General features: G+C 70.0%; 16 protein-coding genes. 5 read left to right on the forward strand and 11 right to left on the reverse strand.

The features are described from left to right. Positions 1 to 31: 31 nt before the first annotated feature. Together ACWEFL_RS28765 and ACWEFL_RS28770 are read right to left on the reverse strand one after the other, a co-directional pair. Entirely contained in the window at positions 32 to 796 is a 765-nt protein-coding gene (locus ACWEFL_RS28765; protein WP_451717818.1) for an SDR family oxidoreductase, read from the reverse strand. A 250-nt stretch (positions 797 to 1,046) separates the two neighbouring features. Then, a complete protein-coding gene (locus ACWEFL_RS28770; RefSeq protein WP_451717821.1) occupies positions 1,047 to 1,382 on the reverse strand; it encodes a YnfA family protein in 336 nt (111 codons plus the stop codon). Between the two features lie 114 nt (positions 1,383 to 1,496). Between ACWEFL_RS28770 and ACWEFL_RS28775 the strand changes: the two genes are divergently transcribed. Beyond that, entirely contained in the window at positions 1,497 to 1,979 is a 483-nt protein-coding gene (locus ACWEFL_RS28775; RefSeq protein ID WP_451717824.1) for a MarR family winged helix-turn-helix transcriptional regulator, read from the forward strand. A 176-nt stretch (positions 1,980 to 2,155) separates the two neighbouring features. Here the strand turns inward: ACWEFL_RS28775 and ACWEFL_RS28780 are convergent, their stop codons facing one another. From ACWEFL_RS28780 to ACWEFL_RS28790, 3 genes are all read right to left on the reverse strand, one after another. Next, positions 2,156 to 2,890, reverse strand: coding sequence for a Mut7-C RNAse domain-containing protein (locus ACWEFL_RS28780; protein WP_451717827.1), 735 nt, complete (start codon positions 2,888 to 2,890; stop codon positions 2,156 to 2,158). 13 nt (positions 2,891 to 2,903) lie between these two features. Further along, entirely contained in the window at positions 2,904 to 3,749 is an 846-nt protein-coding gene (locus ACWEFL_RS28785; RefSeq protein ID WP_451717834.1) for an NmrA family NAD(P)-binding protein, read from the reverse strand. A gap of 303 nt (positions 3,750 to 4,052) precedes the next feature. Beyond that, positions 4,053 to 4,595 carry a GNAT family N-acetyltransferase gene (locus ACWEFL_RS28790; RefSeq protein WP_451717837.1) on the reverse strand — a complete coding sequence of 181 codons (543 nt, stop codon included), beginning with the start codon at positions 4,593 to 4,595 and terminating at the stop codon, positions 4,053 to 4,055. Between the two features lie 116 nt (positions 4,596 to 4,711). Here ACWEFL_RS28790 and ACWEFL_RS28795 point away from each other — a divergent pair, with 116 nt between their 5' ends. Beyond that, on the forward strand, positions 4,712 to 5,293 hold the full coding sequence (locus ACWEFL_RS28795; protein ID WP_451717840.1) for a TIGR03086 family metal-binding protein: 582 nt from the start codon (positions 4,712 to 4,714) through the stop codon (positions 5,291 to 5,293). Positions 5,294 to 5,440: 147 nt separating this feature from the next. Here ACWEFL_RS28795 and ACWEFL_RS28800 read toward each other — a convergent pair whose 3' ends face one another. From ACWEFL_RS28800 to ACWEFL_RS28820, 5 genes are all read right to left on the reverse strand, one after another. After that, positions 5,441 to 6,229 carry an ABC transporter permease gene (locus ACWEFL_RS28800; RefSeq protein WP_451717843.1) on the reverse strand — a complete coding sequence of 263 codons (789 nt, stop codon included), beginning with the start codon at positions 6,227 to 6,229 and terminating at the stop codon, positions 5,441 to 5,443. After that, the gene (locus ACWEFL_RS28805; protein WP_451717997.1) at positions 6,226 to 7,239 is read right to left on the reverse strand and encodes an ATP-binding cassette domain-containing protein; all 1,014 of its coding nucleotides are present in this window, start codon (positions 7,237 to 7,239) and stop codon (positions 6,226 to 6,228) included. Before ACWEFL_RS28805 ends, ACWEFL_RS28800 begins: the two co-directional genes overlap by 4 nt. Positions 7,240 to 7,688: 449 nt before the next feature. Then, complete coding sequence (locus tag ACWEFL_RS28810; protein ID WP_451717845.1) at positions 7,689 to 8,126, reverse strand: SHOCT-like domain-containing protein; 438 nt, start codon at positions 8,124 to 8,126, stop codon at positions 7,689 to 7,691. 26 nt (positions 8,127 to 8,152) lie between these two features. Then, a complete protein-coding gene (locus tag ACWEFL_RS28815) occupies positions 8,153 to 8,413 on the reverse strand; it encodes a hypothetical protein (protein ID WP_451717848.1) in 261 nt (86 codons plus the stop codon). Further along, entirely contained in the window at positions 8,410 to 8,796 is a 387-nt protein-coding gene (locus ACWEFL_RS28820) for a DUF2089 domain-containing protein (protein WP_451717851.1), read from the reverse strand. Before ACWEFL_RS28820 ends, ACWEFL_RS28815 begins: the two co-directional genes overlap by 4 nt. Positions 8,797 to 9,527: 731 nt before the next feature. Between ACWEFL_RS28820 and ACWEFL_RS28825 the strand changes: the two genes are divergently transcribed. The 3 genes from ACWEFL_RS28825 (at position 9,528) to ACWEFL_RS28835 (ending at position 11,590) form a co-directional block, all read left to right on the forward strand. Further along, positions 9,528 to 9,788, forward strand: a complete 261-nt coding sequence (locus ACWEFL_RS28825) for a nuclease-related domain-containing protein (RefSeq protein WP_451718000.1) — start codon at positions 9,528 to 9,530, stop codon at positions 9,786 to 9,788. Between the two features lie 439 nt (positions 9,789 to 10,227). Next, entirely contained in the window at positions 10,228 to 11,082 is an 855-nt protein-coding gene (locus ACWEFL_RS28830; protein ID WP_451717853.1) for a helix-turn-helix domain-containing protein, read from the forward strand. A gap of 190 nt (positions 11,083 to 11,272) precedes the next feature. Beyond that, positions 11,273 to 11,590: a hypothetical protein gene (locus tag ACWEFL_RS28835; RefSeq protein ID WP_451717856.1), complete on the forward strand. Its 318-nt coding sequence runs from the start codon at positions 11,273 to 11,275 to the stop codon at positions 11,588 to 11,590. 241 nt (positions 11,591 to 11,831) lie between these two features. On the opposite strand, the gene ACWEFL_RS28840 is transcribed toward ACWEFL_RS28835, so the two are convergent. Continuing rightward, a complete protein-coding gene (locus ACWEFL_RS28840) occupies positions 11,832 to 12,080 on the reverse strand; it encodes a DUF397 domain-containing protein (RefSeq protein ID WP_451717858.1) in 249 nt (82 codons plus the stop codon). Positions 12,081 to 12,530 lie beyond the last annotated feature (450 nt).

Consider the following 12,530-nt stretch of genomic DNA (forward strand, 5'->3'; position numbering starts at 1 on the left):
ACCCCCGCCGCCGCAGGGAATCCAGCGAGGCTCAAAGCTCCCGGTGCACCTTGGAGTTGGATGCCTGGGCGCGGGGGCGGATCAGCAGGAGGTCGATGTTGACGTGCGGCGGACGGGTGACCGACCAGGCGATCGTCTCCGCCACGTCCTGCGCGGTGAGGGGCTCGGGAACGCCCGCGTACACCTTCGCCGCCTTGTCCGCGTCCCCACGGAAACGGGTCGTCGCGAACTCCTCGGTCTTCACCATGCCGGGCGCGATCTCGATGACCCGGACCGGGGTGCCGACGATCTCCAGGCGGAGGGTCTCGGCCAGGACGTGCTCGCCGTGCTTGGCGGCGACATAGCCCGCGCCGCCCTCGTACGTGGCGTGGCCCGCCGTGGAGGTGAGGATCACGACGGTGCCGTTTCCGCTCGCGGTGAGGGCGGGGAGCAGCGCCTGCGTGGTGTGGAGGGTGCCCATGACGTTGACTTCGAACATCAGCCGCCAGTCGGCGGGGTCGCTCGTGGCCACCGGGTCCGCGCCGAAGGCGCCGCCCGCGTTGTTGACGAGGACGTCGCAGCGGTCGAGGGTGTCGGCGAAGGCGTCGACCGCCTGGCGGTCGGTGACGTCGAGGGCGTACGCGGTGGCCTGGTGGCCCGCGGCCGTGAGTTCGGCGGCCAGCGCCTCGATACGGTCCTTTCGGCGGGCCGTGAGTACGACGTGATGACCGGTGGCGGCGAGTTCCCGTGCCGTGGCCGCGCCGATGCCGCTGCTGGCTCCGGTGATGACGGCGACGGGTGTTCCGGCGGCGGTCATGTGTCTGTGCCTCTCCTTGGTACGGGCGACGGGCGACGGGCGGTGAGTCACGGGTTGCCGGTTGCCGGTTGCGGGTCGCGGCGGGGTCCTGCCGTTGGCCGCGGGTTCCCGCGCGTTGATCCGCCGTTCAGGATAGACACGCGCACGTTCTTCAGCCGTGACGGGCCATACGCCGGTGCCGCCGGTGCCGCCGGGACCCGAGGCGGGCCCGGGCCCGTGCCGGTGTCGGCGGGACCTTGGTGGCGCGGGCTCAGCGGCCTCGGGGCGCGTACATGATCAGTGCCATGCCCGCGAGGCAGACCAGCGCGCCGAGAACGTCCCACCGGTCCGGGCGGTAGCCGTCCGCGACCATGCCCCAGGCGATGGAGCCCGCGACGAACACCCCGCCGTAGGCGGCGAGGATACGGCCGAACTCGCCGTCCGGCTGGAGCGTGGCCACCAGGCCGTACGCGCCGAGCGCGATGACTCCCGCACCGATCCAGATCCAGCCGCGGTGCTCCCTCACCCCCTGCCAGACGAGCCAGGCACCGCCGATCTCGAAGAGGGCGGCGACGGCGAAGAGGGCGACCGAACGGGCGACGAGCATGGTCACAGCGTGCCATGAGGGCCTCTGGGAGACGTGCCGTGCCCTGCCGCCGACACCGTCCACGGTGGTTTGAGCAGCCGCTGAGCTGGCGGAACCGTCCGTACAATCCCCCGCATGACGCGGAAGACGGCGGCCGGGCGGCACCGGGGCATGGACGAGCTGACAGAGGTCTCGCGCCGGCACATGGCCGCGTGCGTGCTGTTCAACCAGGCGCTCGCCGATCATCTGCGGCTCCACCCCACCGACCTCCAGTGCTTCAATCTGCTCGGCCTCGAACCCGGCCCCGTGACCAGTGGGCGGATCGCCGAGATGACCGGTCTGACGACCGGTTCCGCCACGAGGCTCGTCGACCGGCTGGAGAAGGCGGGCTATGTCACACGGACGCGCGACGCCGAGGACCGGCGGCGGGTGCTGGTGGCCCCGGTGCCGGAGCGGATGGCGGAGTTCGGCGCGGTGTGGCGGAAGCTGGACGGAGCCTGGTACGCGATCTTCGAGACGTACGAACCGGAGGATCGCGATCTGCTGGTCGCCCATCTGTGGCAGCTGGTGGAGCTGAGCGCGGCGCAGATCGAACGACTGCGCGCCGGCGATCTCTGACCGTTCGCGGACGGGACGGGACGGGACGGGGCGGGGCGGGGCGGGGTGTGGTGCGTGCTGGGCTTTGCGGCAGTCTCCGGCACGTAGGGCCTCCGCGTACGGTCCCGGTGTACGGAGCGGGCGCGGGCCTCGCCCCGGAGGACGCGCCGGCCGCGCGTCACGGCTACGTGCCCCAGCTACGCGGCCGCCCCGCCGAACTCCCGCAGCGCCTTCTCGACGATCGCCTCCAGCCGGGCGTGATGCGCGCCCCGCCAGTACACCCGCCCGCACGCCTCGCACTGGGCGAACACGTCGTACGACCGCTGCGTCCCCTGCCGCAACCGGTCCTGAACCGTGTCCTTGTCGGCGTCCGCCAGCCGCCCGTTGCACGCCGTGCAGCGGCTCCACGGCGCGAGCGCGGGCGCGAACCGGCCCAGCACGTCCCGAAGTTGGTCGTCGGGACGGTCGCTGTAGACATACGCCCCCGCCCAGATCTCCCGCCGCCGCAGCAGCCCGCGGTCCCGTGAGAGCAGCACTCGCTTCTCACGCGCCGAGAGCGTCGCGAGCGCGGGATCGCCGATGTCCTCGCTCTCGTACGCCGCGTCCACCCCGAGCAGCCGCAGCCGCCGCGCCAGCGTGCCGAGGTGGACGTCGAGCAGAAACCGCAGCGGCGCGCCCGGCACCCGCTGGGGCCGTTCGACCGCGTACACCTCGACGGTCTCGCCCGCGCTCGGGACATGGGAGACGGACACCGGCCGCCCGTCGACGAGCAGCCGGCCCGCCTCAGTGAGCGGGACTCCCAGTGACTCGATCACATGGCCCAGCGACGACGAGCCGTCGGTGACCAGGGCGGTGGGGCCCTGGCGACGGTCCGAGGGGACGAAAAGGCGCAGTTCGGGGGCGACGCTGAGGTGGATTTCCGGTCCGTTCACGCCGTCCAGCATGTCATCGGGCGTCCTGGAAGGCATCCGCGTTCTCGGCGGCCCACTGGGCGAACGTACGGGCCGGACGGCCGGTCAGCTCCTCGACGTCACGAGTGACGGGTGTCGGCGAACCGTCCTTCGAGGCCCAGTGGTTGAGCAGCGTGTCCGCGAAACCGCCCGGCAGGAAATCGGTGACGGTCTCCTTCCACGCCTCGGGCGTCACGGTGTCGTACGGGACGGGGGCGCCGACGGCGTGCTCCAGGATCGCGATCTGCTCGGCGAAGCTGAGCGACTCGGGACCGGTGAGGTGGTAAGCGCCGCCTCGTCCCCGGTCCTGGGTGAGGAGCGCGAACGCGGCTTCGGCGATGTCCATTTCATGGATCGGTTCGGTGAAACTGCCGGGGTAGGGGAGCGGGACGGTCCCCGACGTGCGCAGTGCCCACCGCCACTGGAGCGCGTTGGACGCGAAGTCGCCGGGCCGCAGGAAACTCGCCTCGATCGGTGAGGCGGTCAGCGCCCGTTCGACCGCGAGGTGGGGCGCGGCGACCGGGTTGTCCGCGGCTCCGGGGCCGATGACGGAGCTGGAGGAGAGCAGCACGATATGGGCGACTCCCGCCTTCTCGGCCTCGGTGAGGAAGTCGTCGACATGGGACGGCTCGGCGTAGAGGAACACGGAGGTGACGGCGTCGAGCGCGGCGGGGAAGGCCGTGGGGTCGGCGAGCGAGCACCGCACCGCTACGACGCCCGCGGGAAGGTCCAGCTCCTCCCGGGCCGCGGAGGCCACGCGGACGGGGAATCCCGCCCGGTGAAGGAGCGAGACGAGGGTGGAGCCGACTCTGCCGCGGCCTCCGGTGACAAGGATGGTCATGGGCCTTGGTCCTCCTGCTGTCTGCGATGGGTGCCTGCGGTCGGCGCCTCGGTGGGTGCCTCGGTGGGGTGCCTGGGGTCGGTGCTTGTGGTCGGCGTCTGCGGTGGGGGCCTGTGGCCGGCGCTCCGATCGGCGTACGGTCGGCGGATCTCGTTGTACGGACGGCTCCCGGAGGAGATATTAGGCTCCACGCAGAATCTGTGTCACGCAGATAAATCGCGAGAGGGCCTTGCGGGAGGCGAGGCCGAGATCACGGCCCCGGTGCCACGGCGCGGATGCCCGTCTCACGGCAGCGGAGGGGCGCTACTGCGGGTGTCTCGGCGGCAGCGCCTCCAGATCCAGCCGCCAGTCGTTCGACGTGATGGGATTTCCCGGCGGGTACTCGATGTCGCAGGCGCCCATCAGTTCGAAGCCCGCCTTTCTGCACACCGCGTTCGACGGCCCGTTCTCCAGCTTGGGGAACGCGTGCAGGAAGCGGTACCTGCGCTCGGCGCGGGCCGCGTCCGCCACCGCGAGGGCCGCGGACGTGGCGACGCCCCGGCCCTGGAAGCGCGGCAGCACCGCCCAGCCCGTCTCGTACACCGCATGGCCCTGCCAGGACTGCTCCCAGAACCCGATCGTGCCCACAGCCTCCCCGGTGTCGGCGGCCACGACGCGGTACATCCGTCCCCGGCCGGTACGGTCCGCGCTCAGAGCCACATAGCGCCGGTGCCGGGCGATCAGCTTCTCCTCCGGCTCGGAACCGCCGAGATGGCCCATCAGCTCCGGTGCGTTGGCGGCGCGCAGCAGGTCCAGATCGTCCTCGCACCATGGTTCGATACGTACCGCCGATGCTCTGATCTCCATGGGACGCACTGTAGGGCGCGGGTCCGACATCGCTCGCCGCTTGGCTGTCGCGTCCGCTCAACCTGATTGTCGTGTTTGTTCAAGGCGCGAGGCATGTCCGTGAGTACGGTCGCTCCATGACGACACCCATGAGTGAACTGCTCGGCGCGGCGGCGGAACGGGCCGTACCGGTGGTGCGCGGCATCGCGGACGATCGGCTCGGCGATCCGACGCCGTGCGCGGAGTACGACGTACGGGCCCTGGTCGACCACCTTCTCCAGGTCCTGATCAACTTCCAGGCGCTCGCGGCGAAGCAGCCCGCCGATTTCGGCGAGTGGCCTCGGTATGTCGAGGGCGAGCCGGACGGCTGGCGCGACCGGTTCGTCGGCGAGGCGGCCTCCCTGGTCGACGCCTGGGCGGCTCCGGGAGCGGAGGACGGCACCACCGGAGACTTCGGCCTTCCCGCGAGGACGGTCGGCTTCATGGTCCTCGGCGATCTGACCGTCCACGCGTGGGACCTGGCACGGGCGACCGGTCAGGACTTCGTGCCGGATCCGACGGTCGTCGCGGAACTCGGGCCCGTGGTGGCGGGGATGGCGCCGATGGCTCGGCAGAACGGTGTGTACGGCGAGGAGTTCGCGGTGGGCGACGACGCGAGCGGGTTCGAGCGGGTGCTGGGGCTGACGGGCCGCGATCCGGGGTGGCGTCCGGCTCCGTAGCCGGGCTCACCGTCCGCGACGAGCCGACCCCGGCGCGGGTCCGGCGGGCGGCGGAGGACGGCGGGGCGGCGTGCGCCGACGTGGTGTCGGAGGACGCCGCCCCGGCGCGGGACGGGGTTTCGGCGGCGGCCCGTGAGCCGCCGGTCGCTACTTCGGGTCGCGGTCGAACAGCGACTTGGACCAGGCGTAGCCGAGCGCGGTCAGGCCCAGGCACCAGGCCACGGCCAGCCACCCGTTGTGGCCGATCTCGGTGCCGAGGAGCAGTCCGCGCAGCGTTTCGATGGCGGGGGTGAACGGCTGGTACTCGGCGATCGGCTGGAACCAGCCCGGCATCGTGTCGACCGGGATGAAGGCGCTCGACAGGAGTGGCAGCAGGATCAGCGGCATCGCGTTGTTGCTGGCGGCCTCGACGTTCGGGCTGGCCAGGCCCATGCCGACCGCGATCCAGGTGAGCGCCATGGCGAAGAGCGCGAGCAGGGCGAACGCCGCCAGCCACTCCACGGCGGTGGCGTCGGTGGACCTGAAGCCGATGGCCACGGCCACGGCCCCGACGAGCACCACGCTCATCACGCACTGCAGGACGCTGCCGACGACGTGCCCGATGAGCACCGATCCGCGGTGGATCGCCATCGTACGGAAGCGGGCGATGATGCCCTCGGTCATGTCGTTGGTGACGGAGACCGCGCTGCCGATCGTGGTGCTGCCGATGGTCATCAGCAGGAGGCCCGGCACGATGTAGGCGATATACGCGGAGCGGTCCGCGCCGCCGCCGATGCCGGCGCTCATCACGTCGCCGAAGATGTAGACGAAGAGCAGCAGCAGCATGATCGGCGTGAGCAGCAGGTTCAGGGTGAGGGACGGGTAGCGGCGGGCGTGCAGGAGGTTGCGCCGCAGCATCGTGTTCGAGTCGCGGACGGCGAGGGAGAGAGAGCTCATCGGGCAGCCTCCTTGGCCTGGTTGGCCTGGTTGGCCTGGTTGCGCTGGACCGTCGCGTCGTTGCCGCTGGTGAGGGCGAAGAACACGTCGTCGAGGTCGGGAGTGTGGACGGTCAGCTCGTCGGCCTCGATGCCGGCGGCGTCCAGCCAGTCGAGGAGGGAGCGCAGCTCGCGCTGGCTGCCGTCGCTGGGGATCTGCAGTGCCAGTGCCTCGTCGTCGCGGGTGACCTCGTCCAGGGCGTGGGCGGCGTTGCGGTAGGCGGCCGGGTCGGTGAAGCGGAGGCGGACGTGTCCGCCGGGGATGAGCCGCTTCAGCTCTTCGGCGGTGCCCTGCGCGGCGATCTTGCCGTTGTCGAGCACGGCGATGCGGTCGGCGAGTTCGTCGGCTTCTTCCAGGTACTGGGTGGTGAGGAAGACGGTGACGCCGCCCGTGACGAGTTCGCGGATGATCTGCCACATGTTGTGGCGGGAGCGCGGGTCGAGGCCGGTGGTCGGCTCGTCGAGGAAGATGATCCGCGGGTTGCCGACGAGCGTCATCGCGAGGTCGAGGCGGCGCTTCATACCGCCGGAGTAGGTGGAGGCGGGTTTCCTCGCGGCGTCGGTGAGGCCGAAGCGCTCCAGGAGTTCGGCGGCGGTGCGCCTCCCCTCGCCGCGGGAGAGGTGGTGCAGATCGGCCATGAGGAGCATGTTCTCCTCGCCGGTGATCAGATTGTCGACGGCGGAGAACTGTCCGGTGACGCCGATCGCGGCGCGTACTCCGTCCGGTGACGTGGCGACGTCGTGGCCCGCGACCTGGGCCTGTCCGCCGTCGGCGGTGATGAGCGTCGAGAGGATCTTGACGGCGGTGGTCTTGCCGGCGCCGTTGGGTCCGAGCAGGGCGAAGACGGAGCCGGCCGGGATGTGCAGGTCGATGCCGTCGAGCACGGTTTTGTCGCCGTACGACTTGCGCAGACCGATGGCGGAGACGGCGGCGGACGACTGCGGACCGCCGCCCGTCCTGGATGTGGGCATGACAGATGAAGGCATGGAGCTCTCCCGTTCGGAGGCTGAAGTGACTGGGGGAGTGGGCGAGTCGGGCGGGGCCGCTGCTCAGGCTCGGGTGTGGAGCGCGCCGATGTCGCCGTGGGCGGTGGTCGCGTGGATGCTCAGGCCGTCGTCGTCGGTGTTTCCCGGCGCGAGGTGGATCCGGCCATGGGCGGTGTCGACGTTTGAAGCGGTGGAGACTTCGCGGGCGACGCCGGCCGAGACGTCGCCGTCGAGGAGGGTGAAGCGGGCGCTCGCGGCCCTGTCTCCGCGGGACGGCGTCGCCGTATGCGGCGGCGGTCTGCTCCGCCGCCTTTACGCCACTGTCGTCCGAGGCGTCCGAGGCATCCGCAGGCACCGCGATGTCGGCCCGATCGGCCGCGATGAACCGGACGCGCCCCGCGAGGAGGCCGCGGACGGCAGCGGCCGTGGCGGTGTCACTCGCAGAACACCTTCACCTGGGAGCCGGGGTCGTCGATGTCGACGATGACGTCGTCGAGATGCTCGATCAACTCCTCGATGTGCTGCGGCTTGAGCTCGGTGAGGTCGATCGGCACCCCTGACTTGGCCAGCTCCGCGTTGGCCCTGGCGAGAGCCTGCGGAGGCACGAGGCTCGCGAGCCGGACCCCGGCGCGGAGCAGCTGTAGCGGGATCTGGACGTTGATCCGGCTTGCCCCTTCGCCCTCGGCGTACTCCTCCGAGTTCACCACCACGCGCAGGTACTTGGGTCGCGGTTTCGCACGGAGCGCGGCTCCCGGCGGCGATTCGGGCTCCTGTCGTTCGAGGGCGTCGATCAGCCGCTCGGCCTCGTCCGCGGTGACCTTTCCCTCGGCCAGCATCTGCAGGATCTGGCGGCGCTGCTCGTTCAATGTCACTCTTCCTCTCTGAGTCGTGCTCTGCGTCATCTGATGCTCACCAGCAGGGCCGTTCGGCCCTCCTCGAACTCGAACCGGGTGCCGGGCAGCGCCCACAGCAGCCGCCCCATGCCGCGCAGCGCGCCCACCGGGCTCACCCGGGTGGCGAGGCATGCGACCACCCCGCCCAGCACGGCGAGCAGCAGCAGCGGTGACGCCACCAGCGCCACCGGCAGGACCGGGACGTACAGCCGCCGCCAGCGGCCGTCGGGACGGCGACGGCGTACCGTCACCAGCTGCGGGATCACCGGGCCCTCTCCAACTCGTCCAGCGCCTCCTGAGCGCTGATCTCCCCCCGCTGGAGGCGGTCGATGACGTCTGCGCTGGCGGGCGCCGGGGCGGTGTCGACGAAGTCGAGTTGTTCGGCGATCCGTTTCAGCCGGGACTTGATCGTCGGGTAGCTCACCCCGAAGATCCGCTCCATCTCCTTGATCGAACCGTGCGACCGCACGAACGCGGCGACGAACACCTGGTCGTCGACGCCGAGCTGAGCCAGCTGTGGCGGCTCGAACTGTCCCTCGACCGCGACGCCGTTGTCGGCGAGGCGGACCCGCTCGACCACGAACGGCCGCCCCTGCGTCAGGTCCGTCAGCTCCTGCCAGTCCACCCTCGGCTCCCCTGTTCTCGGCATGCTGTCTACCATTCATTTGTATCTTGAGTTTTTTAAGCCGTCAACGCGTGAACCTTAATTTTCTTGATTTGATCTTCAGTGTCTCGGGGTGGTCGGCTCTCGTTCGCGCTCCGCCCGCGCCGGAGGGTTTCCGCGTCGCGTGCGCCCGTCCCGCCCTGGCCGCGGCTCCACCGGGCGGCGGCATGGACGCACCGAGGCCGTGGACACGCCAAGGCGAGGCGGTCTTGCCCAGGCGCCGCTCCGCCTGGTCCCACGCTCGAAGGCTGTGCCGGGGGCGGACGCGGAAGTGGTCACGGGGGTGGGCGTGAGCGGGTTACAGGTGTGTGCGTGGAAGCGCTACGGGCATGACCGTCTGTAGGTGAATCTGCCTGGCGGCGGAAAGGTCGCCTGGCTCGACCGTCGTACGGGGGAGCTGAACCTTCTCGTCGAGGAGTATCGGGGCCAGGTGCTGGACGTACTCGCCCCTACCTGCCCCGTCGACCGGTCCCGACTTCGATCCCGACCCTGCGCCCGTACGGGAACCCGCACCCGCACCCGTACAGGTGCCCGCACCCGCACGGGACCCGGAACCGGTTCTGCCGGGAACTCCACTCCCCGACAATGACCTCGCCGGAAACCGCCCAGGGGACGCCCTCCGGGTAAAGGTGAACGAACTCGCGCCCGGATTCTGGCGCTGGGCTCTGGCGAGGCTCTTCGTCCGGAAGCTGGAAGTGGACAGCTGGCGAACGGGGGTGACGGGTGAACAGCGCGTTGGAGCGGAGTTGGAGAGGCTGGCTGGTCGCGGCTGGCGGGTGCTGCATTCGATACCGCTGCCGGGCGAGGTGGACATCGGCCGCCTGCTGATCGGGTCGGGTGGCGTCTTCCGCTTCAACGCCAATCATCTCCGGGGAGCGTGCGTCTGGGTGGGTGACGATTCGGTGCGCGTCGGCGGTCGGTTTTTCCCATACTGTACGGAAGGGCCGCGACGAAGCCCGCCGCGCGGCGGCCCGTGATCGCCGGACCTGGGCGAACGCCTGACAAGGGCTTCGGTCGAACCCCTGAGAAGACCGAGGCGAACGGCCCAGGCGAACGCCCGAGGAAAGCGCGCTCCCCAACGCCTCCCCGACGGTCCACCACGCCACCGGATCCGCCCCGCGCGTACCCGCGCTCCGCGCCCCGGGCGCGTCACGGCCGACACGCGCGCCTCCTCAGGCCACGCACGTTACGCTGCCCTCCATATGGCGATGTGGTATGCGCCACTTCCCCGACGCCTTATCGCCCTTGCCGATTAGACATGTGTCATTCGGGTAATCCCTGATTGACAGTCGTGGTCAGCGTCTAGCTGTAAGAGGCACGGCGATTCGAGAAGCCCCGTCGGACCTACTACGATCGCTGGGTTTCGGAACGCTGAGCGCCACCCGCGCTGTACAGCTTTATCCCAGAAGGAGCCCCATGCCCACGGCCATGGACCCCAGCCTCAACCGCCGCAAGCTGCGCCTCGCCCTGAAGCACGCCCGCGACAAGGCCAACCTGACCCAGCGGGAGGCAGCGGACGCGCTGGAGTGGTCTCTGTCGAAGATCATCCGCATTGAGGCCGGCACGGTGAGCCTCTCCGTGACGGATCTACGCGCGATGCTCCATGAGTACGGGGTGGACGGCACGGAGACCGTCGCGGACCTGGAGGAAGCGGCGCGAGGCAGCAAGGGCCAGTCCTGGTGGTCGGCGTACAACGACATCATCAGCCCCCCGTTCGCGCAGTACCTCGGTTACGAGAGCGCGGCCGACACCATCCGCGGCTATCACCCCAGTCTCATTCCCGGCATCCTCCAGATCACGGACTACGTCACCGCGCTCTTCGCCGTCCGTGGTGTCGATGCCCGTGCCCAGCAGAGCATCGACCTCCGGGCAGCGCGGCAGGAGCGGATCTTCCAGGAGGGGGGTCCCTCGGTGGAGATGATCATCGACGAGGCGGCCCTGCGCCGGCAGATCGGCGGCCCCGCGACGATGCGCCGTCAACTCGCGCACATCAAGACACTGGCGGCCGAGCCGCAGGTCACCATCCAGGCGCTGCCCTCCACGGCCGGCGCCCACGACAGCCTGGACAGCAGCTTCTTCCTGATGGGCTTCAAGGACGACGAGGACGCGCTCTATGTGGCAGGCCCCGGCGGCACGCTGACCAACCGGGACAACCGCGAGATGGTCGCCCGCTATCAGGAGTGCTTCGAGGATCTGCACAGCAAGGCCAGCACCGAGGAAGCCACGATCGCACTACTCGATGACCTCATCGAGCATTTTCACCGCACCTGAACCCGGTTCAGAGTGCCACGGGGGCCAAGAGGATGCCATGACAACCAGTAAACGGAGGAACAAGCGCGCGAAGGGGGGCCCGCCTTGTCTGAAGTGCGCTGACGCAGGCTCCCCGCGCCAGGCGCACCCCGCACATGGCGTGCGCCCCGGAGAGCCGTTCGGTCACGATGCCTTATTCGCCCGGGGCATCATGGACGGCGACGCCTGCGAGCGGCTGCGCCGGATCAAGAAGGAGGAGACCGACGACCTGATCCGGCGTCGGCGGGCGCACACCGACGATCTGATACGGGTCTTCCGCAATCTCGCCGCCCTGGCCGCGTTCTCCATCGGTGCCCTCGCCCTGGTCACCTTCGCCGGCATCCGGATGGGGGTGCCGCCGGAATTCTGCCTCGCCGGAGGTCTGAGCGGGGCGACGCTGCTGGTCAGAGCATTCATCAAGATCTTCGACTCGGTACGTCCCGCGCTGCCGGACGCACCAGAAGATCCACCGTCCACTTGCGTGCCATGACCGGCGACCGTACCCACCACCATCCGGCGGCCGCGGTCATACCGATCAGCACCGCCGACCACAGGGCGAACCGTGCCACCGGGCTCCCGCCCAGCAGCGAGGCTCCCGCTCCGGCAGCCGTGGCGAGCACGCCGGTCACCAGGCAGTACCCGGCACGACCGAGATCTCCGGTCGCCGAACGCCGACGATGTGCGCTGTTCATCGCAACCCCCGGCCAACCCCCGGCCAATCCCCAGTGGATTCACTCATGGGACCGCCCGGCGCCACCCAGGTGCAGAAACAACGCCTTGGCCGACCGCCACACCCCTGGGGTGAAATGGAGCACGTCACCACCGGGCCTCTTGGAGTCGCGGACCCGGACCCCTCCCGAGAACAAGGCCACCTCGCAGCAATTGTTGTCGTCATTTGTGCCGCTGTAGCTGCTCCTGCGCCAAGAGACCGCGACCCGATCCTCAGCCAACACCGCCCCCTCTCCTACGTCGGACGCCACAAATCCCGCGCGGCATGCACAGACGCCGGACGACCCTCACCACAGCGCCTCGGCCCTGCCGTCGCGGGGCTCGTCCGGAGAACAAGTAGCTGTACACGCAAGACGCTTCTACCCGCTGCACTGGCCGTTCATAGGCGCACGGGCCTTCTCGGCTCGTACTGAGCGCCCGACGGACGGGCGGTGACCGAGATCAAAAACCGTGACGACCACTCAGGTCCTCACGGCGGTACGGCAGATGCACCGCCTCATACAGCCGCACGGAGAAGTCATGCCACTCGCGCGGCGAAGGGGAGGGGCGGGGTGCTGACCAGGAGCATCTCGGCGAAAGGCGCGTTGGCCTGCGGGAACTCATCTCGGTGGTTCTCGCGGGTCAACGCCGTTTCCCAGGCTTATGCGCCCCGGGTGCGCCCTGGGTGTCCCCTCGTGGGCCGACGGGGATCAGGGCCGCGT

It is taken from the genome of Streptomyces sp. NPDC004838, from assembly GCF_053600955.1.

Coding starts and splice junctions, on each gene's coding strand:
- ACWEFL_RS28765 (WP_451717818.1), bottom strand. CDS start 796: ATGACCGCCGCCGGAACACCCGTCGCCGTCATCACCGGAGCCAGCAGC.
- ACWEFL_RS28775 (WP_451717824.1), top strand. CDS start 1,497: ATGACGCGGAAGACGGCGGCCGGGCGGCACCGGGGCATGGACGAGCTG.
- ACWEFL_RS28785 (WP_451717834.1), bottom strand. CDS start 3,749: ATGACCATCCTTGTCACCGGAGGCCGCGGCAGAGTCGGCTCCACCCTC.
- ACWEFL_RS28820 (WP_451717851.1), bottom strand. CDS start 8,796: ATGCCGAGAACAGGGGAGCCGAGGGTGGACTGGCAGGAGCTGACGGAC.
- ACWEFL_RS28795 (WP_451717840.1), top strand. CDS start 4,712: ATGACGACACCCATGAGTGAACTGCTCGGCGCGGCGGCGGAACGGGCC.
- ACWEFL_RS28835 (WP_451717856.1), top strand. CDS start 11,273: ATGGACGGCGACGCCTGCGAGCGGCTGCGCCGGATCAAGAAGGAGGAG.
- ACWEFL_RS28800 (WP_451717843.1), bottom strand. CDS start 6,229: ATGAGCTCTCTCTCCCTCGCCGTCCGCGACTCGAACACGATGCTGCGG.
- ACWEFL_RS28790 (WP_451717837.1), bottom strand. CDS start 4,595: ATGGAGATCAGAGCATCGGCGGTACGTATCGAACCATGGTGCGAGGAC.
- ACWEFL_RS28770 (WP_451717821.1), bottom strand. CDS start 1,382: ATGCTCGTCGCCCGTTCGGTCGCCCTCTTCGCCGTCGCCGCCCTCTTC.
- ACWEFL_RS28805 (WP_451717997.1), bottom strand. CDS start 7,239: ATGCCCACATCCAGGACGGGCGGCGGTCCGCAGTCGTCCGCCGCCGTC.
- ACWEFL_RS28830 (WP_451717853.1), top strand. CDS start 10,228: ATGCCCACGGCCATGGACCCCAGCCTCAACCGCCGCAAGCTGCGCCTC.